Annotated in this window: 15 protein-coding genes; 9 read left to right on the top strand and 6 right to left on the bottom strand. The window is 65.4% G+C overall.

Going from position 1 to position 19,130, the window contains the following annotated elements; translation table 11 throughout:
- Positions 1 to 30 precede the first annotated feature (30 nt).
- Entirely contained in the window at positions 31 to 1,290 is a 1,260-nt protein-coding gene (locus CK228_RS06135; RefSeq protein ID WP_095787243.1) for a DUF1501 domain-containing protein, read from the top strand.
- On the top strand, positions 1,287 to 1,505 hold the full coding sequence (locus tag CK228_RS06130; protein WP_095787242.1) for a hypothetical protein: 219 nt from the start codon (positions 1,287 to 1,289) through the stop codon (positions 1,503 to 1,505). Before CK228_RS06135 ends, CK228_RS06130 begins: the two co-directional genes overlap by 4 nt.
- 67 nt (positions 1,506 to 1,572) lie before the next feature.
- Here CK228_RS06130 and CK228_RS06125 read toward each other — a convergent pair whose 3' ends face one another.
- Positions 1,573 to 4,980 (bottom strand): acyl-[ACP]--phospholipid O-acyltransferase, encoded by a 3,408-nt coding sequence (locus tag CK228_RS06125; RefSeq protein WP_095787241.1) that lies wholly within the window; start codon positions 4,978 to 4,980, stop codon positions 1,573 to 1,575.
- Between CK228_RS06125 and CK228_RS34635 the strand changes: the two genes are divergently transcribed.
- On the top strand, positions 4,969 to 5,187 hold the full coding sequence (locus CK228_RS34635; protein WP_143750573.1) for a hypothetical protein: 219 nt from the start codon (positions 4,969 to 4,971) through the stop codon (positions 5,185 to 5,187). The two genes, CK228_RS06125 and CK228_RS34635, sit on opposite strands and share 12 nt — an antisense overlap.
- Before the next feature lie 60 nt (positions 5,188 to 5,247).
- Here the strand turns inward: CK228_RS34635 and CK228_RS06120 are convergent, their stop codons facing one another.
- The 5 genes from CK228_RS06120 to CK228_RS06100 form a co-directional block, all read right to left on the bottom strand.
- Positions 5,248 to 6,825, bottom strand: coding sequence for an indolepyruvate oxidoreductase subunit beta family protein (locus tag CK228_RS06120; RefSeq protein ID WP_095787240.1), 1,578 nt, complete (start codon positions 6,823 to 6,825; stop codon positions 5,248 to 5,250).
- Positions 6,818 to 8,971: an indolepyruvate ferredoxin oxidoreductase subunit alpha gene (locus CK228_RS06115; RefSeq protein ID WP_095771766.1), complete on the bottom strand. Its 2,154-nt coding sequence runs from the start codon at positions 8,969 to 8,971 to the stop codon at positions 6,818 to 6,820. Before CK228_RS06115 ends, CK228_RS06120 begins: the two co-directional genes overlap by 8 nt.
- 44 nt (positions 8,972 to 9,015) lie before the next feature.
- On the bottom strand, positions 9,016 to 9,498 hold the full coding sequence (locus CK228_RS06110; RefSeq protein WP_095771765.1) for a MarR family transcriptional regulator: 483 nt from the start codon (positions 9,496 to 9,498) through the stop codon (positions 9,016 to 9,018).
- Complete coding sequence (locus CK228_RS06105) at positions 9,498 to 11,069, bottom strand: NAD(P)/FAD-dependent oxidoreductase (RefSeq protein WP_095787239.1); 1,572 nt, start codon at positions 11,067 to 11,069, stop codon at positions 9,498 to 9,500. The genes CK228_RS06110 and CK228_RS06105 overlap by 1 nt, the downstream gene beginning before the upstream one ends.
- Before the next feature lie 174 nt (positions 11,070 to 11,243).
- Entirely contained in the window at positions 11,244 to 12,035 is a 792-nt protein-coding gene (locus tag CK228_RS06100) for a cyclase family protein (RefSeq protein ID WP_095787238.1), read from the bottom strand.
- Between the two features lie 118 nt (positions 12,036 to 12,153).
- Here CK228_RS06100 and CK228_RS06095 point away from each other — a divergent pair, with 118 nt between their 5' ends.
- The 6 genes from CK228_RS06095 to CK228_RS06070 all read left to right on the top strand — a co-directional run bounded on the left by CK228_RS06095 (position 12,154) and on the right by CK228_RS06070 (position 19,090).
- Entirely contained in the window at positions 12,154 to 13,728 is a 1,575-nt protein-coding gene (locus tag CK228_RS06095; RefSeq protein WP_095787237.1) for an NAD(P)/FAD-dependent oxidoreductase, read from the top strand.
- 111 nt (positions 13,729 to 13,839) lie between these two features.
- The gene (locus tag CK228_RS06090; RefSeq protein ID WP_095787236.1) at positions 13,840 to 15,369 is read left to right on the top strand and encodes an ABC transporter substrate-binding protein; all 1,530 of its coding nucleotides are present in this window, start codon (positions 13,840 to 13,842) and stop codon (positions 15,367 to 15,369) included.
- A 168-nt stretch (positions 15,370 to 15,537) separates the two neighbouring features.
- Complete coding sequence (locus CK228_RS06085) at positions 15,538 to 16,545, top strand: ABC transporter permease (RefSeq protein WP_095787235.1); 1,008 nt, start codon at positions 15,538 to 15,540, stop codon at positions 16,543 to 16,545.
- The gene (locus CK228_RS06080) at positions 16,538 to 17,386 is read left to right on the top strand and encodes an ABC transporter permease (protein WP_095787234.1); all 849 of its coding nucleotides are present in this window, start codon (positions 16,538 to 16,540) and stop codon (positions 17,384 to 17,386) included. The genes CK228_RS06085 and CK228_RS06080 overlap by 8 nt, the downstream gene beginning before the upstream one ends.
- Complete coding sequence (locus CK228_RS06075; protein WP_095787233.1) at positions 17,383 to 18,261, top strand: ABC transporter ATP-binding protein; 879 nt, start codon at positions 17,383 to 17,385, stop codon at positions 18,259 to 18,261. Before CK228_RS06080 ends, CK228_RS06075 begins: the two co-directional genes overlap by 4 nt.
- Complete coding sequence (locus CK228_RS06070) at positions 18,254 to 19,090, top strand: ATP-binding cassette domain-containing protein (protein ID WP_095787232.1); 837 nt, start codon at positions 18,254 to 18,256, stop codon at positions 19,088 to 19,090. The genes CK228_RS06075 and CK228_RS06070 overlap by 8 nt, the downstream gene beginning before the upstream one ends.
- Positions 19,091 to 19,130: the final 40 nt, after the last annotated feature.

Genomic DNA, 19,130 nt, shown 5'->3' with positions numbered 1-19,130 from the left:
CAGGTCCGGCGCCGACATGGAGACCAAGTCATGAGCCTGCTGTGTGAAACCCCTCACCCTTCCCGCCGTGCCGTGCTGATGACCGGCGGCGCGCTGTTTGCCTGGGCCTATCTGCCGCGCTTTGCCCGCGCCGCCGACAATCGCGACCCGCGCCTGATCGTCATCGTGCTGCGCGGCGCGCTCGACGGCCTGTCGGCGGTCGGTCCGATCGGCGATTCCGACTATGCCGGCCTGCATGGCGACATCGCTTTGTCGCTTGCCGGCCCGCACGCGGCATTGCCGCTCGATGGTTTCTTCGCGGTCAATCCGGCGATGCCGGTCTTTGCGCGGCTGTTCAAGGACAAGCAGGCGGCGGTGGTGCACGCGGCCGCGACCGGCTATCGCGAACGCTCGCATTTCGACGGCCAGGACGTGCTGGAAAGCGGTTTCGCCGGGCCGGGCCACGTCGCCACCGGATGGCTCAACCGGGCGCTGGAGAGCCTGCCGGCGGGCGACCGCGTGGCGACGCTCGGCGGGCTGGCCGTCGGACCATCGACGCCGCTGGTGATCCGCGGCGCGGCTCCCGTGCTCGGCTGGGCGCCGCAATCGATGCCGGCGCCAGCCGGCGACCTCGCGGCGCGGGTTCTCGACCTCTACCAGCATCGCGACCTGGTCCTGGCGATGGCGCTGCAAAACGGCCTCGATGCCGACCGCATGGCGCTCGACGACCGGCCCGGCGGCAACGCGATTAAGCCGAAGGATGGGGCGATGAAGCCGAAGGGTGGCCTCGGCAGCGTCGCCGGCATGCGGCAGGCCGCGCAAGGTGCGGCCAGGCTGATCGCGGCCGATGACGGGCCGCGTGTTGCGGCGCTTGCCTTCGACGGCTGGGATACGCATGTCAACGAAGGCGGCGCCACGGGCCGGCTCGCCACCTTGCTCGGCGGCCTCGACGGCGCCTTCGAGGAATTCGAAAAGGGTCTCGGCGAGCGCTGGAAGGACACGGCGATCGTTGCCGTCACCGAATTCGGGCGCACGGCGCGGATCAATGGGACGGTCGGAACCGATCATGGCACCGGCACGGTAGTGCTGCTCGCCGGCGGCGCGATCAAGGGCGGCCGCGTCATCGCGGACTGGCCGGGATTGAAGCCGGCGCAACTCTACCAGCAACGCGACCTCGCCCCGACCAGCGATGTCAGGGCGGTGTTGAAAGGCCTGCTCGCCGACCAGTTCGGCCTGTCCGCAGCCGTGCTCGGCGACAAGGTGTTTCCCGAGTCGGCGGGGGTGAAGCCGATGCGGGATCTCATCGCTTGAAGAAGCACGATGGCGTCACGACCGCCATCCTTGGGGAAGCGCCCACCCCGCTTCGCAGCCACCGCCGTGTCGATCCGCTCCGTGATCACCAGCGATGGGATTATCAAGCGGCGGCGGCACTGGGCTTGGCCATGGGCAGCGCCTGCGAGCTGACACTCGACAGCATCAATGCGCCTGCGGCGACGGCAATCGGCAGAATGTATCTGCGAGCATGATCGAGTCCTCCAAGCGACGCCGCGACTTTCAGCGCGGCGTCGTCGAGCGTCGAGCATGTCGCCTCGGTCAGGCGGCCTCGACCTTGGCGGCCGGCGCCTCCTGCCCCCGCACCAGTTTGGTTACGCCGGCGAAGTCGAGCTTGCCGGAGCCGAGCACCGGCACTTTCGGGACGACGCGCACTTCGGCGGGCACCATCAGGTCCATGGCGCCATTGGCCTTGGCGAAGGCCAGGAACTCGGCACGTGTGGCGCCGGGAGCCTCGGTGATGAGAATGAGCTTCTCGCCCTTGCGCGCATCCGGCACGGAAGCGACCGCCGACAACGAGCCTTTCCACAATTCACCCGCCAGCGCCTCGACGGCGGCAAGGGAAATCATCTCGCCGCCGATCTTGGCGAAACGCTTGGCGCGGCCGCGAATGGTGATGAAGCCGCCCTCGTCGACCGAGACGACATCGCCGGTGTCATGCCAGCCGTCGACCAGCGGTTCCAGCACACCCGGCTTCTCGGCGCGCAGATAGCCCGACATGACATTTGGGCCGCGCACGTAGAGACGCCCGCCTTCATCCACGCCGGGTACCGGATCCAGGCGGTATTCCATGCCGGGCATGATTTTGCCGACGCTGCCGGACCTGTTGTACATCGGCGTGTTGATGGCGATCACCGGCGCCGCTTCGGTCACGCCGTAGCCCTCGAGGATACGCACCCCGAACTTCTCCATGTAGGTCATGCGCGTCGCTGCCTTGACCGGTTCCGCGCCGGCAAAACAATAGCGTATCGAGCGGAAGTCGTAGGGGTGCGCTGTGCGGGCATAGCCGCTGAGGAACGTATCGGTGCCGAAGATGATCGTCGCGTTGGAGGCGTAGATCAGTTCCGGAACGATGCGGTAGTGCAGCGGCGATGGGTAGAAATAGACCGGCACGCCCGAGATCAACGGCAGCACCGTGCCGGCCGTCATGCCGAAGGAATGGAAGATCGGCAAAACGTTGAACACCTTGTCGCCCGAGTGGAAGTCGATGCGCGAGGCCGCCTGCGCGGCATTGGCCAGGATGTTGCGATGGGTGAGCACGACGCCCTTCGGCGTGCCTTCCGAGCCTGAGGTGAACAGGATTACCGCCGGGTCGTCAGGCTTGCGCGGCGCGCGCGGTGTCGACTTGCGCAACAGGCCAAGCAGCTTGTCCTTGAGACCGATGGTTGCACGCAGATCGTCGAGCCAGACGATGTCAACCGACCGGCCGATCTCCTCGACCACCGCGCCAAGCTTGGCCTGTTCGACAAACGCGCGGGACGTGAGCACGGTCTTCACCTCAGCGGCCTTGCAGGCGGAAAGGATGTTGGCGGCACCGGCGGTGAAGTTGATCATCGCCGGCACCTTGCCGGACGACATCACGCCGAGCAGCGTGGCGCACGAGCCGTTGGCATTGGGCAGCATGATGCCGAGCGTCTGCTGATCGGCATAAAGGTTCTGGAATTTCTCGCCGAGCACGGCGGCCGCCGTCAGCAGCTTGCCATAGCTCAGCGAGCCGGTGACCGGATCCTGCACGGCGAGCCGTTTCATGCCGCGTTCATTCGCCGTCAGGATGATCTTTTCCAGCACCGTCCTGTCGATGTCCTGGGTGCGAAAGACGAGATCCGACATGACCTGGTAGAGTGCAGACCCCGCCGCGGCGCGGCGCTTGCGGCCTTTCAGCTCCGGCGGCACTTGCAGCTTGACCGGCTCCAGTATGGTCACCTTGACCTTCGGGAGCAGACGGCGGCGCACATGCTGCGACGTCAGCCGGGAGAACGGGCTTTTCTCCAGCCCGTCGATGCGGATCGGCACGACCATCGAGCCGGTCTTGTCCGCCACCATGGCGGCGCCATCATAGACCTTCATCAGCCCGCCGGTGACGGTGATGCGGCCTTCGGGGAAAATGACCAGCGGATCGCCGCCCTGCACGATCTTGATCAGCGTGCGGGTCGACATCGGCTTGGCCGGATTGAGCGGCAAGGCACGGGCGAGCTTCATGAACGGCTTCATCCACCAGGCCTGGGCTATGGCGTAGTCGATGGCGAAGACCGGCTCCTCGTCGGTCAGCGTCAGCGCCAGCGGACCGTCGAGGAAGCTCACATGGTTGAGCGCCAGGATCGGCGCCGTGCCGGCCGCCTTGAGGTTCTCCATGCCCTCGACCTCCAGGCGCAGGAAGGCGCGGAACAGGATGGAGACGAAATCGCGGAAGGCGTTGGTCGGCAGGAATTTCAGCATCAGCCAGGCGGCGACGGCATTGGCCGCGGCGAGGCCGAACAGGATGCCGCCGGTCGAGACTTTCGTCTGGATCGCGGCGACGAGGATGCCGCCGACGGTCATGAAGCCGGCATTGACGATGCTGACCGCGGCGACGACACGGGCGCGGCGCGCCTCGGGCGACCAGGCCTGCACGGCGGCGAAGGTCGGCACCACGAGGAAGGCGCTGGCGATGGCCATGCCGGCGAGGTCGATCGCCACACGGATGGTGTCTGGCCCGGCAAAGAACAGGGCAAGAGTTTGCGCCTTCGGCGAAGGCTGCATGCTCCAGATGGTCCAGGCCAAATGCAGGCCAAACAGCGCCAGCAGCGCCGTGCCGACCGGTGCGGGCAGCAGCACGATACGCCCCTGCGACATCCATGCGGCAATCGCCGAGCCGATGGCGATCGAGACGGCGAACACAGCGAGATAGACGGTGACGGCGATCTCGTTGCCGCCGAGCGAATCCTTGATCAAGGTCGGCAGGATCGAAAGCACGATGGCGCCGATCAGCCAGAACCATGAGGTCATCAGGCCGGCGCGCCAGATCCGCGTGTCGGTCCGCAGCTCGCTGACCTGGCGCCAGGTCGAGCGAAAGATGTTCCTGTCGATGACAAGGTCAGGTGCCGCGGAACCCGTGGGCGGAATGTAGCGGCTGACGAACCAGCAGCCGACGGCCAAGGCCATCATGATTGGTCCGAACACAGTGACGCCGATACCATCGGCCGACACGACGCCGCCGGCGATGGTGCCGCCGAGGATGGCGGCAAACGTGGCCGACTCGATCCAGGCGTTGGCCTTAGGCAGTTCCTTGCGCTCGAGGTGATCGGGCAGGATGCCGTATTTGATCGGCCCGAACAGCGCCGAGATGATGCCGAACATCAGCAGCGCCGTCATCAGCACGGGAATAGACGACAGCGCGATGCCGACGACGGAGACACCCGCGGCGGCGATCTCGGCGAATTTCAGCCGGCGCGCGATCAGCGCCTTGTCGAAGCGGTCGGCGATCTCGCCGCCAAGCGCCGACAACAACAGGAAGGGCGCCATGAAGACGGCGCCAGCCAAAGTGACCAGCGAGGCCGCCTGGTCGGCTGCCAGCGTGAAGAGGATCAGGAACACCAGCGTGTTCTTGAGGAAATTGTCGTTGAAGGCGGACAGGAACTGCGTCCAGAACAGAGGCGCAAAGCGCCGGGACAACATCAGATGCGTGTTCATGGCGATTTCCACTTGGCGGAACCCTACGGCTATTCGCCGGAGGCCCTGCGGGTTGCAGGCGCTATTTCAAGCTCAGTGATAGTCATGAGCTGGTTAAACTTCCTTACAGTGCCCGATGTCCATATCGCGGCTTTCGGTTCGCCAGAAATGAACATCGTTCATAAGCGCACCCTATCACATCTTGAACATTGTTCAAGCAAAAAATGAACGTCGTTCATTGCGCCTGGAAACGGAACCCGGAACCGGTGATGCCTCTGGTATCTCGGGTTAGGGCGCCGAGGTTGCCGGACCTGGCCCGAGCGTCGCCACTGTCTTCAGCGCGCCGTCGAGCATGTCGCCGTTTTCGTCCTTCAGCGCCGCCTCGCGCAGGCGGCGGATCCAGTCGGCGGCATCGTCGCGGCCCTTGAGCATGGCAAGCGCCGACAGCACGCGGTCGAATTTGGACTGGGCGCGAACATGGGTGTCGCTGTAGCCCTTGATCAGCCGGCGGCAGTTGAGGATTTCGACGGCCAGCGCATAGTCCTGGGGCACATGGGCGAGCGCCAGCGCGTACCAGCGATCGAGATGCGCGGTCTCGACCTTGTGCCTCAGCAGGCCGCGGCGCCAGCGGCGCAGGCCGCCGATAAACCAGAGTGCCGCAAAGCCGGCAAAGCTGTCGGTGCGGATGCGGCGGCCATGGTTGATGCGGCGGTCGAGGAAGGCGGCAAGCTTCGGCCGGCTCTCGATATAGCTGCCCAGCCCCGCCGGCATCGTGCCGCAGAACTCCTCGATGCGCGGATGAAAATATTCGGTGACCTGCAGGATCGAACCTTCCTTGACGCCGACTTCCTTGCGCACGCGCCTGTCACGGGTCGACCGTGTTTTCAGGTCGGCGACACGGATCATGTCGTCATAGCACAGCGCGTTGGCGAGGTGCTTGGCGGCGGCGATGGACAGCGCATGGGCATGGTCGGCGCGATCCACCGCGACGGCCTTGTCCAGCCGGTCAAGATACTCGCCGCCATAGGCGATGTCCTGATAGTCGACGACCTTCCTCAGGCCCCGCAACGCCATGTCACGCACCGCCGCGGGCATCAGGTCGATGCGGGCAGCGAGCGCCTGCCAGCCCTGCAGCAGGTTTTGCGGGCCGCTCACGCGCCCTGCGCCCAATGCGGATTCGACAATGGCCGGCCCTGCTGGCCTCGGCGCCGGTGCGGCCGTGCCGCGCGCCCGGTCATAGGCGGCGCCAAAGGCGGCGAGGCTGGCCTTGACGCCGCGGCCGCCGGCACTGACCGCCTGCTCGTAGCTTTCGCGCGTGAAGGGCAGTGCGTCCGAGCCCGCCAGCGCGCCAAGCAGGCTGGCCGAGATCATCGAACCATTGTCGGCGGCGATCTTTTCCATGTCGAAGGCGATGAAGCGCTTCGATGCGGATTCCGCCGTCGCATGCACCTTGGCAGATGAGGCCCGGCCGTCGCCCGGCTCGATCTTCTCCGATACCGCGGCGATGCGGTGCGAAGAGGCGATCAGCGTGGTGCGCTCCGGCGTGACGAAACCACGGATGATGGCACGGCCGGCTTCCATCAATTCGGCGGCGATCAATATGTCGACATCGCCTTGCGAGGGCGACAGCGCGAAGACCGGCAGCCGGCCGGTGTCCTGGGCCATTTCGACATAGTAGATGGTGGCGCCGGTGCGCTGCGCCACGCCGGCGACCGAGGTCGATTGCGCGACATAGCCATTGCGTTCGGCGACATCGGTGATCCAGTCGGCCAGCACGCCGCCGCCCTGGCCGCCGACCGCCAGCACGGCGAGCTTGATGACGCGCTGGTCGTCCTTGGCGCGGAATGGCGGGACAGCGTCAAGCATTGGCGAACGTCAGGCGCCGGCTTTCGCGGCGGCGCTGCAGAAGGCTGATCACCGCGCGACGCGCGGATTCCAGGAAACGGTCCCAGCGGCTCGGATTGTGGACTACATCGGCGCGGTAGAAGGACGGGCAGAGTACGGCGGCATCGGCGACCTCGCCGCAATTGCCGCAGCCGACGCAGTTCTGGTCGATCGATGCCACCGGATCGTCGCGCAGCGGATCGTCGAGCGACTTCACCGACAGTGACGGGCAGCCCGACAACCGCATGCAGGCGTGGTCGCCGGTGCAGATGTCCTCGTCGACACCGAATTTCGGTTTGATCACGCGCTCGCCGCCCTTGATCGCCTTGTCGACCAGCGGCTTTTCGCGGCGCTGGCGGTTGAGCATGCATTCTGACGAGGCGACGATGACCTTCGGCCCCTTCTCCTCCGTCGTCAGCGCCTCGCGCAACGTGTCCTGCATCTTGCCGACATCGTAGGTGCGGTCGACATGGCGCAGCCATTTGACGCCCATGCCCTTCACCGCCTCGGTGATCGGATGTTTTGTCGACTTGGTCTTGTTGCCGGCGCGCGATGACAGGATGTCCTGCCCGCCGGTAGCGGCCGAATAGAAATTATCGACGATGACGATGACGCCGTCATTCTTGTTGAACACGGCATTGCCGATCGAGGAGGTCAGGCCGTTGTGCCAGAAGCCGCCATCGCCGACGAAGGAGATCGAGCGGCGCTTGGCGTCGGGCGAATTGAACGCCGACGCCGAGGCCGGCCCCAGCCCATAACCCATGGTGGTGGCGCCGAGCTCGAAGGGCGGCATGATCGAGAACAGATGGCAGCCGATATCGGAGGCGATGTGGTGCTTGCCGAGTTCCTGCTCGACCAGCTTGGTCGCGGCGAAGATCGGCCGCTCCGGGCAGCCGATACAGAAGCCCGGCGGACGGCCCGGCACCACATTGATCAGGTCCGCGGTGTCGACGCCGTCGCCGACCTTGTTGGGCGCGCGCACTTCACCGGGCAGCAGATGCGGCGCCTCGGCGCGCAGAAAGGCGCCGATGCCGTCGAGCATGACCTGGCCGGTGTATTCGCCGGCCATCGGCAGATATTCCTTGCCGACCAGCCTGGAGCCACGCCCGGCCTTGTGCAGCATCGCCGCGAAGGCCTGCTCGATGTAATTGGGCTGGCCCTCCTCGACGACCAGCACCGCCTGCTTGCCCTCGCAGAAGGACAGGAACTCGTCGTCGATCAAGGGATAGACGGCGTTGAGCACGTAGAGCGGCACGTCCGTCTCGCCATAGGTGTCGGCAAGGCCGAGACGCTGCAAGGCGCGGATGACGGAATTGTACATGCCGCCCTGCATGACGATACCGACCGAGCCGTGGTCCGAACCGAAGAATTCGTTGATCTTGCGGCTCTTTATGAAATCGACGGCGGCCGGCCAGCGCTTCGCCACCTTCTCCTTCTCATGCAGGAAGGAGGCGGGCGGAAGCACGATGCGGCCGGTGTCGCGGCGCGGTGCTTCGAGAGCATCGGCGACCGTCATCGGCGGCCGCTTGTTGTCCTTGGCGGTGAAATGGCCGTGAACGTGGCAGCAGCGGATGCGCACTTGCAGCATGACCGGCGTGTTGGAGGATTCCGACAGCTCGAAGCCGTCCTCCACCGCCTTGACGATCGACGGCAGGTTGGGGCGTGGATCGAGCAGCCAGACCTGGCTCTTCATGGCAAAGGCATGGCTGCGCTCCTGCATGATCGAGGAGCCCTCGCCATAGTCCTCGCCAACGATGATCAGCGCGCCGCCGGTGACGCCGCCGGAGGCAAGATTGGCGAGCGCATCGGAGGCGACATTGGTACCGACGGTCGATTTGAAGGTCGCGGCACCGCGGATGGGATAATGCACGGAGGCGGCGAGCATGGCGGTGGCGGTGGCTTCCGAGGCGCTCGCCTCGAAATGCACGCCGAGTTCGCCCAGAATGTCCTGCGCGTCGGCCAGCACATCCATCAGGTGGCTGATCGGCGCGCCCTGGTAGCCGCCGACATAGCCGACGCCGCATTGCAGCAGCGCCTTGGTGATGGCGAGGATGCCCTCGCCGGCAAACTCCTCTCCGGCGCCGAGCCTGAGTTTTTCAACTTCCTTGGCGAAAGACCGTTCGGCCATCTCTGCCTCCTTCCGTTGCCGCCGAGAACCGGCGGCGCGTACGTCTAGATGTCGTGCTTGCGAATGTTCTTGAGCATCTTCAAAAGCGTGGCGATGAGTGCCGCATATTCAGCGTCGTCGATATCGTCGAACATCGCCTCGAACGCGTCATGCATGGCCGGCCAGGCGCGAGTGAACTCGGCGCGGCCCTCATCGGTCAGGAAGACATGGCGGATGCGGCTGTCGGTGACGCCCTGTTCGCGCCGCACGAAACCTTGCCCCTCCAGCGTGTCCAGCGTGCGGCTCAAGGTCGACTGCTCGATCACCGTATAGACCGAGAGGTCGTTGACGGTGACGCCATCGGTGACCGACAGCACGGCCAGCGTGCGCACCTGCGGAATGGTCAGGCCCTGCTTGCGGAAATCATCGCGCAAGGTGGCGTTGTAGCGGCCCATGATGCGGTTCATCAGATAGGGCGCGAATTGCTGCAGGCCGATCTGCCCGAGCGTCGAAATGCGCTGGCGCTTTTCCGCCACCTTCTGTTCCATCACAGCCTCCCCGCCAGGAGAAAGCCGGAACCGCCGCCGAGACCCGCGCCCGGGTGGGTCGAGGCGCCGATATGATAAAGCCCCTTTATGCCGGTCTGGTGGTTGCGGCTGGTCTTGAACGGCCGCCACAGGAATGACTGGTCGATGGTCGAGGATCCGCCATAGGGATCGCCGCCGACCAGATTGATGTTCATCGCTTCAAGGTCGGTCGGCGAATACGCTCGGCGCGCAATCACGCTGTCCTTGAAGCCATCGATGTGGCTGGCGAGGATCGCTCCAGCGCGGTCGGCATAGGCCTCGCGCAATGCGTCGGTCCATTGCCCATCAGCCGGGGCCTCCAGCTTACCGGCGGCATCGCCTTTGATGTGGCGCGGCGCCTCTGGCAGTTGCAGCCAGAGGATCGCCTTGCCTTGCGGACAGCGCGACGGGTCGAGCGCGTGCGGCTGGCCGACGCAGATGGTCGGCACTTCCGGCAGCATGCCGCGCACCGCCTCGTTGCAGGCTTTCGACACGCCATCCACGCCCGGCGTCAGATGCAACAACGCCACCTTGTCCAGTCCTACGCCGCGCCATGCCGGCGGCTTGTCGAGGGCGTAGTGGATCTGGAAGTTGCCTTTGCCGTAGCGGTATTTCCGCGTTGCCTCGATGTCGGCTTTGGGCGCCTCGCTGCCTAGCAGCCGGCCATAAAGCTGCGTCGGCGTCACCGAGCAGATGATGCTCTTCTTCGCATGGACCGTTTCGCCCGAGGCCAGCCGCACACCGGTGGCGCGACCACCAGCCAGGATGATGGAGGCGACGTCCGCTTCGGTGGAGATGACGCCGCCGCGCTCGATGATCAATGCCTCGAAGGCCGACAGCAGGTTCCTTGCCCCGCCCTTGACGATCGGGGCGCCCGCGGCTTCGAGCGCGAAGGCGATCACCTTGGCGATCTGGCCGGAGAAGGCATCTTCCGGCCCGAGCCCGGCATGCAGCACCCAGGGCGCCCAAAGCGCGCGGATGGTTTCGGACTGGTAGGTGCTTTCCAGCCAGCCGCGTGCCGGCGCCAGAGCGTCGCCGAGAAAGGCGGCAAGGCCGCGCGGGCCGCGCCGCCAGGCATCGCCGGCCAAAAGCTTGGCCGTCGGATAGGACCACAGGCTGCCGCCGAGCAGGCCGAACAGCAGGCCGGCATTGCGTTCGATGCCACCGACATCGTCGGCGTGGCGGTCGCCATCACCCGCCGCGATCGCATTGAGTGCGGCGACGTTGGCGGCGCGGTCGGTGCTGAGCACCGCGTGGCTGCCGTCCGGCCGCAGCACGCCGGTCGGCGTGGCCGTGTGGCAGAACTCCAGCCCGTGCCGGGCGAGGTCGCCGCCCAATGCCGCAAAGGCCGGCGAGGTGATGAACAGCACGAAGGTCGTCGCCATCACATCGTGTATGAAGCCGGGCGCGGTGATCTCCTCGGTGCGCATGCAGCCGCCGATGCGGTCGTTGCGTTCGAGGACGAGCACCTTGGCGCCCTTGCCGCCAAGCATCGCCGCGCAGACCAGCGCGTTGATGCCGCTGCCGACGATGATGTGATCGGGCGCTTTCATTGGGGAGTACCCTTGGATGACGGGAGGCCAATCGGGCTAAGCCGCGTTCCTTCGCGCCCCCCTCTGGACAGAGGGGGGCGCCGTAGAACGCTGACGTCACAAGACGGTCTTCCCCACTTCGTCATCGAAGTTTTGCCCTCGACCATGATCTTCTCCCGAAGACCGCCACCTCGCCTATTGCCCCGAGACCAGCGCCAGCGCGCGGATCGGGCTGCCAGTGCCGTGCTCGATCTTGAGCGGCGCCGCGATCAGGATGGCGCCCTTCGGCGGCAGCTGGTCGAGGTTGCACAGGCTGGCGAGGCCGTAGCGGTTGGCCTTGTGCATCAGCGTGTGCGCCGGGAATGGCGGCTCCATGCCGCCCGCCTTGCCGGCGTCGGTTCCGATCGTCTCCGAGCCCCAGCCCTTGATGTCCTTGGCTATCAGATACTGGATGGCTTCGGCCGTCGGGCCGGGCGTATGCGGGCCGGTCTCGTTGGCGTTGAGGAACTCGGCTTCCGAACCGTTGCGCTTGTACCAGTCGGTGCGCATCACCACCCACTCGCCGTCGTTGATGGCGCCGTGCTTGGCTTCCCACGCCTTGATGTGGTCGACGGTGAGCAGGAAATCGTGGTCGGCGGCGGCTTCCTTGGAGCAGTCGATGACATTGACCGGGCCGACAAAGTTCTGCGCCGGAATGGTATCGGTGGCGCCGTCCGGATAGTCCTTGCCGGTGATCCAATGCTGCGGCGCATCGAAATGCGTGCCGGAATGCTCGCCGAGCTTCAGCCAGTTCCACGCCCACCAAGGGCCGTTCTTGTCATAGCGGGAAATCGAATGGATCTCGACCTTGGGCGTGTCGACGGCGAGTTCCGGTGGCAGCTTGATCAGCGGCGTGTCCGGTCCGAGCGGCGCCGACAGGTCGACCACCTTGATGGCCCCTGAAAGCAGCCGGCCGGCGACTTCGCCGAGGAGTTTTTGCGTATCCATGTTTGTGTTCCCTCTTTTGTGGTGATGATCGAGGCTCGTCTCGGCCCTTAATATCCTACTAGACGAAAACATATGCATCTGCAATTATCTTTAAGCATAAAGGAAATGGGAACGGGGCGTGAGCGAGTTCGACGCGATCTTTGTCGGGGCGGGCCACAACAGTCTGGCATGCGCCGCGCATCTGGCGCTCAAAGGCTGGAAAACCGGGATTTTCGAGCGCAATTCCACGATTGGCGGCGCCGTCCAGACCCGCGAATTCACCCTTCCCGGTTTCCGCCACGACTTCGGCGCGATGAATCTGAGCCTCTTTGCCGGCTCTGTCTTCCACCGGAAATATGCAAATGAATTGAAAGCGCAGGGCCTGGAATTCGCTCCGGTCGCCGACTGTTTCGCCAGCGCCTTTCCGAACGGACGCTGGTTCGGCGTCAGCAACGATCTGGAAAAGACCGCCACGCGCATGGCCGCTTTCTCCACCGCCGATGCCGCGACATGGCGCGGGCTTGTTGCCGCCTTCCCGGCCGAGGCCGAACATCTGTTCCGGCTGCTGGGCTCGCCGATGAGCGCCCGCGCGCTGGCCGGCTCGGCGTGGAAGCTGTGGCGCAAGAAGGGCATATCCGGCGCGCTCGACACGGGAAGGCTGTTGCTGTCGTCACCCCGCGCGTGGCTGGAGGAGACTTTCGAGTCGCCTTATGTGCGGGCGACGCTCGCCACCTGGGGCATGCATCTCGACTTCGCCCCCGACATCGCCGGCGGTGCGGTGTTCCCCTATCTGGAATCGATGGCCAACCAGAGCTTCGGCATGGTGCTGGGCAAGGGCGGCGCCGACACCATCATCCGGGCGCTGGCCGGCATGGTGACGTCCGCCGGCGGCAAGATCGTCACTGGCGCGGAAGTGGCCGAGATCACCGTTTCCGCCGGCAAGGCGACCGGGGTGCGGCTTGTTTCCGGTGAGACCCATACAGCCACCAAGGCCGTCATCGCCGGCGTCGCGCCAAAGGCGCTGACCGGCACGCTGCTGCCGGGGGGTTCCGGCAATGCCGGCTTCGATACGGCGATGAAGAAGTTTCGGTATGCGCCGGGTACGATGATGATCCACCTGGCGCTGGACGACCTGCCGGACTGGCGCGCCGGGTCTGAGTTGCGGCAGTTCGCCTATGTGCATCTGTCGCCCTCGCTCGACGCCATGTCGCGCACCTATCAGCAGGCAATGGCCGGCATGCTGCCGGACGAACCGGTGCTGGTCGTCGGCCAGCCAAGCGCGATCGATCCGTCACGCGCGCCGCGGGGCAAGCATGTGCTGTGGGTGCAGGTGCGCATGCTGCCCGCCGAGATAACAGGCGATGCTGCCGGCAAGATTGCGCCCGCGCATTGGGATCAGGTCAAGGACGCCTATGGCGATCGCGTGCTCGACATCATCGAGACTTATGCGCCCGGCCTGCGCGCCAAAATCCTCGGCCGGTCCGTGTTCTCGCCCATCGACCTCGAGCGCGAGAACCCGAACCTGGTCGGTGGCGACCAGGTTTGCGGCAGCCACCATCTGGCGCAGAACTTCTTGTTCCGCCCGGCGCGCGGCTATGCCGGCTGGAACACGCCGGTCGGCAATCTGCATCTGACGGGAGCCGCGACATGGCCGGGTGCCGGGACCGGTGCGGCCTCGGGTTTCATGCTCGCGCAACAGCTTGGCGGGAGGTAGGCTCCGACGATTTTATCGAGGTGACGAGGGGCAAGGCGCTGCTGCCCACGAAGCCTGAACCAATGAACGGATAGTGCCGCGCAAAGACAATAACCAACAAGGGGAACGACCATGAAAATCAACAGACGCGAATTGCTGGGATACAGTGCCGCGGCACTCGGCGTGGCCGCGGTTGGCCTGCCGAAAATAGCCAAGGCGGCGGCCGGCGAACTGACCATCGCATACAATGTCAACCTGCCGTCCTGGGATCCGACCACTGGGCCCTCGGCCGTCAACCCGACGATCCAGGGCCTCTACCAGTCGGTGTTCGACCAGTTTATCCCGCAGAAGCCCGACCTGTCCTTCGCCCCTGGCCTGCTCACCGAATGGGGCTGGAACGACGACCGCACCAAGGTGATGATGACGGTGCGCGAGGGCGTGAAATGGCATGACGGCTCACCCTTCACGCCCGAGGACGTTGTCTGGTCGCTGCAGCGCGCGGGCGACGAGAAGACCGGCAACCCGATCCAGTTCGTCTGGAAGAACGTCAGCAACTTCAAGATCGACGGCAACAAGATCACTGGCGACGTGGTGCAGTTCGACCCGGTCTATTTCAAATGGATGTCGTTCCTGACCGGCTACATCCTGCCGAAGGCCTATTACGAGAAGGTCGGCGCCGAAGGCTTCGAGAAAGCGCCAATCGGCACCGGCCCCTACATGGTGGAAAAGTTCGAGCGCAATGCCTTCCTGCGGCTGAAGGCCAATCCGAACTATTGGGGCGGCAAGCCGGCTTTCGAGAATGTGACGATCAAGTTCGTCACCGACGCGGCGAGCCGCGTCGCCGAGATCGAATCCGGCTCCTCGCAGGTGACGCTCGAAATCCCCTATGAGGAGTATGACCGCCTGATCGCCAAGGACGGACTTGCCGGCTCGATCAAGAATGTTTCCGACATCGGCATGATCTTCTTCAACGACATCGAGGCGATGCTGGACAAGAACGTGCGCCAGGCGGCTGTGATGGCGGTGGACAAGGAACTTCTGGTCAAACGGCTGCTGCGCGGCTACGGCCAGCCAATCGCCACGCTGGAAACGCCGGAATACACGGCCTACGATGCGTCGATCAAGGTCGAGCACAATCCGGAAAAGGCCAAGGAATTGCTTGCAGCCTCCGGCTATTCGCCGGAAAAGCCGGTCAAGTTCACCATCCAGACGACCAAGGGCTTCAAGCCCAAGGATTATGAAATGATCCAGGCGATCGTCGGCATGTGGCGCAAGGTCGGCATCGAAGCGACGATCGAAGTCTACGAGATCGCCAAGCACTACGAACTGCGCGCCGCCGACAAGCTGGCGCCGGCGGCCTTCTACAACTGGGGCAACGCCATCGGCGACCCGACGACCTCGACCGGCTTTGCCATGTACGGGCCGAGCCCGCACTCGGTGTGGGACAGCCAGGACCTGATCGACATGATCAACCCGCTGTGGGGCGAGAAGGACGAGGCCAAGCGCATCGCCGGCTGGAAGGCGGTCGACAAATACATCGCCGAGCAGGCCTATGTGCTGCCGCTGATGCAGTATGCGCAGCCGATCGTGCATGCCAAGGGCGTCAAGGTGGTGCAGCATGTCTCCGGCGCGTTGCTGCCGGCACTGATGACCCCGGCCTGAGACTGACGACAAGGCACGCTGTTCCAAGACAGCGTGCAACTTACGCAGGCCCCCTCATCTGGCCCTTCGGGCCACCTTCTCCCCTCGGGGAGCAGGTGGCCGCCAAGCGGCCGGATGAGGGGGCGTTTCGCTTAACCGATCACTGAGACAGGCCGGGCTTCAGCCAGCATGCTCCTGCAAAGATTCCTGATCCGTCTTCTGACGATGCTGATCACGCTGTTCGGCGTGGCCATCGTCGTTTTCGTCGTGATCCGCGTCGCGCCCGGCGATCCGATCGCCATGATGCTGCCGCCCGGCGCGACGGATGACGACATCGCCCGCCTGCGCGCGCTCTACGGGCTCGACAAGACCATCGTGCAGCAATTCTTCATCTGGTTGTCCGGCGTTGTCCGGGGCGATTTCGGCACCTCGATTTCGCTGCGGCAGGACGTGCTCGGCCTCGTCTTCAACCGGCTGCCGGCGACGCTGGAACTGGCCATCGTCGCGCTGATCATGGCGGTGGCGATCGGCGGTACGACGGCGGTCCTCGGCGCCAGAGAACGCGGCACGGCGGTGGAAGCCGGCATCGACATCACCAGCGGGGCGGCGCTTTCCATTCCCGATTTCCTGTGGGGGCTGGTGCTGATCCTGTTGTTCGGCGTGCTGGTGCCGATCTTCGACATTTCCGGCCGCGTGTCGCCGCAGCTCGACCTGCCCTTCGCCACCCAGTTCTATTTCTTCGAGAGCCTGCTGCGGCTGCGCTTCGACCTGACCTGGGACCTGCTGAAGCACATGCTGATGCCGGCGGTGGCGCTGGCGCTGCCGCTGGCGGCGATCATCTCGCAACTGCTGAAACAGTCGCTGAAGGAAGTGCTCGACCTCGACTATGTCGTGCTGGCGCGGGTCAAGGGTTTTTCCGAGACGCAGGTCATCCTGCGAGAGGCGCTGAAGAACGCCGCCCTGCCGACGCTGACCCTGGTCGGCGTGCAGTTCACCTTCCTGATCGGCGGCACCGTCATCGTCGAGCGGCTGTTTTCCTATGAAGGCCTCGGCAACATGGCGATCGATGCCGTCATCAACCGCGACCTGCCGCTGATCCAGGGCATCGTGCTGGTCTTCGCGCTGCTGTTCGTGCTGATCAATCTCGTGGTCGACATGATGTATGCCCTGCTCAACCCGAGGCTGCGCCATGGATGAGGCCCGCACATCAAGACGCGGACCGAGCCCCAGGCTGTGGCTCGCCGGCGGCTGGCTGCTGCTGGCTCTGCTGGCGGCGATCTTCGCGCCGCTGGTGGCGCCGCAGGATCCACTGGCGCAGGATCTGATGCTGGAGCGGCTGCCGCCCTTCTGGCTTGATGGCGCCGAGCCCGGCTATTGGCTGGGCACCGACAGCCTCGGCCGCGATCTGTTGTCCCGGCTGATCTTCGGCGGCCGTATCGCCTTCATCGTCGCTTTCGCGGCGGCCATCGCCGCCTGCCTCGTCGGCTCGACGCTCGGGCTGGTCGCGGGCTATTTCGGCGGCTGGGCCGACCGCATCATCTCGCGCATCGTCGATATCTGGATGGCGTTTCCGCCGGTGCTGTTCGCCATCCTCTTGGTGGCTGTGCTGGGCACCGGCCTCAGCTCCGTTATTCTCGCCATCGCCATCATCGACTGGACGCGTTTCTGCCGGGTGATCCGCGCCGAGGCGATGGGCCAGTCGCGCATGGACTATGTCGAGAATGCCCGCATCGCCGGCTATGGCCGCATCGGCATCATGCTGCGCGAAGTGCTGCCCAATGTGGTGCCGTCGATCGTGGCGCTTTTGTCGCTGGAGATGGGCATCGCCGTCATCGTCGAGGCGATCCTGTCCTTCGTCAATCTGTCGATCTCGACCGACGATCCGACCTGGGGCAGCATCATCGCCGAGGGCCGGCTGTCGATCCATCAGGCCTGGTGGGTGCTGGTGTTTCCGCTGATCACGCTGATCCTCACCGTGCTGTCGTTCAGCCAGTTCGGCGAAGCGCTGAAGGCCCGTTTCGACCCGGTGCTGCGATGAGCGCCTGTCTCGACATCGCCAATCTCAGCGCCGTGCTGCAGAACGGCCAGCGCGTGCTGCGCTCGGTGTCGCTTGCCGTGCAACCCGGCGAGGTGCGCGCACTGGTCGGCGAGAGCGGCGCCGGCAAGACGATGATCGGCAAGGCGGTGCTCGGCGTGTTGCCGTCGAGCGTGCGGCTCGTCGAAGGCGACATGCTGCTCGAGGGCGAAGACCTCGGCAGGCTTCAGCCCAAGGCACGGCGCACGCTGATCGGCGCCCGCACCGCGCTGATCCCGCAGGATCCGCTGACCGCGCTCAACCCGTCGCGCCGCATCGGTCCGCAGATGACCGACCGGCTGGTGCGCATTCTCGGCTGGAGCGGCGAGAAGGCCGATCGGCGCACCCGGCAGTTGCTGGACGAGGTGCAGATCCGCGATCCCGAGCGCGTGCTGAAAAGCTATCCGCACGAGCTGTCCGGCGGCATGCGCCAGCGCGTGCTGATCGCGGCCGCCTTCGCCGCCGAACCCCGGCTGATCGTCGCCGACGAGCCGACGACGGCGCTCGACGTCACCGTGCAGAAGCAGATCCTGCGCCTGATCGCCGCGTTGCAGCGCGAGCACGGCACCGCGATCCTGTTCGTCACCCACGATCTCGGCGTCGTCGCCAAGATCAGCCAGAAGGTCTCGGTGCTCTATGCCGGTAAGGTGGTGGAGGAAGCCGATACGGCAGCGCTCTTCGCCGCCCCTCAGCACGCCTATACGCGGGCGCTGATGGCGGCGACGCCGCGCTATACCGACCCTTTCGCCTCGCTGAAACCCGTGGACGGAGCGGTGCTGGCTGGGCTTGCCGCCGAGATCGCAGCAGCAGACCTGGCGTGGAGGCGGCCGCATGGTTGAGCCGCTGTTTTCCGTACGCGGGCTGAAGGTCGCCTTGCCCGACATGACGCGCAAGCCGCTGATCGGCGGTGCGCCGTTGGCTGAAATCCTGAAAGGGCTCGACTTTGACTTGCCGAAGGGATCGGTGACCGGCATCGTCGGCGAATCCGGTTCCGGCAAGTCGACACTCGGTCGTGCCCTGGTGCGCCTGCTGGAGCCCAGCGCCGGCAGCATCAGCTTCGACGGCCGCGACATCACGCATCTGCCGGAAGCGGAGTTGCGGCCGTTGCGCCGCAATCTGCAGATGATCTTCCAGGATCCGATGTCGTCGCTCAATCCGCGCCGCACCATCGCCAGCATCATCGCCGCGCCGCTCAAGCAGAACGGGCTTGGCGGCAATCTGAAGGCGCGCGTCGCCGAGGCGCTGCAGCGGGTCGGCCTGCCGCAGAGCTTTGCCGGCCGTTACCGCCACGAACTGTCGGGCGGCCAGCGCCAGCGCGTTGGCATTGCGCGCGCTCTGGCGCTGTCGCCGAAATTCGTGCTGGCCGACGAGATCGTCTCCGGCCTCGACGTGTCGACGCAGGCGCAGATCCTGACCCTGCTGGAGAAGCTGGCCGCGGAGATGGGCCTGACCGTCGCCTTCATCAGCCACGACCTGTCGGTCATCCGGCGGCTGTGCCGGCAAGTCATCGTCATGCGCGAAGGCGTGATCGTCGAGGCCAGCGCCACCGACGCCTTGTTCGACAATCCCAGGCAGGCCTACACGCGCGACCTCATCGCAGCCATTCCGCTGCCCGAAATCGACGCCGGCTGGCTGGACATTCCTGCCGCCGCCAAGGCCCCGACATGAATGCATACACATGCCGAAAAGCGGGGTTCGGACATGCGAC

Source organism: Mesorhizobium sp. WSM4312, from assembly GCF_002294875.1.
Taxonomy (GTDB): Bacteria; Pseudomonadota; Alphaproteobacteria; order Rhizobiales; family Rhizobiaceae; genus Mesorhizobium.
Note: the sequence above shows the minus strand (reverse complement) of the source record. Positions and strands in the feature narration are given on the sequence as shown.

Coding starts and splice junctions, on each gene's coding strand:
- CK228_RS06135 (WP_095787243.1), top strand. CDS start 31: ATGAGCCTGCTGTGTGAAACCCCTCACCCTTCCCGCCGTGCCGTGCTG.
- CK228_RS34635 (WP_143750573.1), top strand. CDS start 4,969: ATGCGTGTTCATGGCGATTTCCACTTGGCGGAACCCTACGGCTATTCG.
- CK228_RS06125 (WP_095787241.1), bottom strand. CDS start 4,980: ATGAACACGCATCTGATGTTGTCCCGGCGCTTTGCGCCTCTGTTCTGG.
- CK228_RS06120 (WP_095787240.1), bottom strand. CDS start 6,825: ATGCTTGACGCTGTCCCGCCATTCCGCGCCAAGGACGACCAGCGCGTC.
- CK228_RS06115 (WP_095771766.1), bottom strand. CDS start 8,971: ATGGCCGAACGGTCTTTCGCCAAGGAAGTTGAAAAACTCAGGCTCGGC.
- CK228_RS06110 (WP_095771765.1), bottom strand. CDS start 9,498: ATGGAACAGAAGGTGGCGGAAAAGCGCCAGCGCATTTCGACGCTCGGG.
- CK228_RS06105 (WP_095787239.1), bottom strand. CDS start 11,069: ATGAAAGCGCCCGATCACATCATCGTCGGCAGCGGCATCAACGCGCTG.
- CK228_RS06100 (WP_095787238.1), bottom strand. CDS start 12,035: ATGGATACGCAAAAACTCCTCGGCGAAGTCGCCGGCCGGCTGCTTTCA.
- CK228_RS06090 (WP_095787236.1), top strand. CDS start 13,840: ATGAAAATCAACAGACGCGAATTGCTGGGATACAGTGCCGCGGCACTC.
- CK228_RS06085 (WP_095787235.1), top strand. CDS start 15,538: ATGCTCCTGCAAAGATTCCTGATCCGTCTTCTGACGATGCTGATCACG.
- CK228_RS06080 (WP_095787234.1), top strand. CDS start 16,538: ATGGATGAGGCCCGCACATCAAGACGCGGACCGAGCCCCAGGCTGTGG.
- CK228_RS06075 (WP_095787233.1), top strand. CDS start 17,383: ATGAGCGCCTGTCTCGACATCGCCAATCTCAGCGCCGTGCTGCAGAAC.
- CK228_RS06070 (WP_095787232.1), top strand. CDS start 18,254: ATGGTTGAGCCGCTGTTTTCCGTACGCGGGCTGAAGGTCGCCTTGCCC.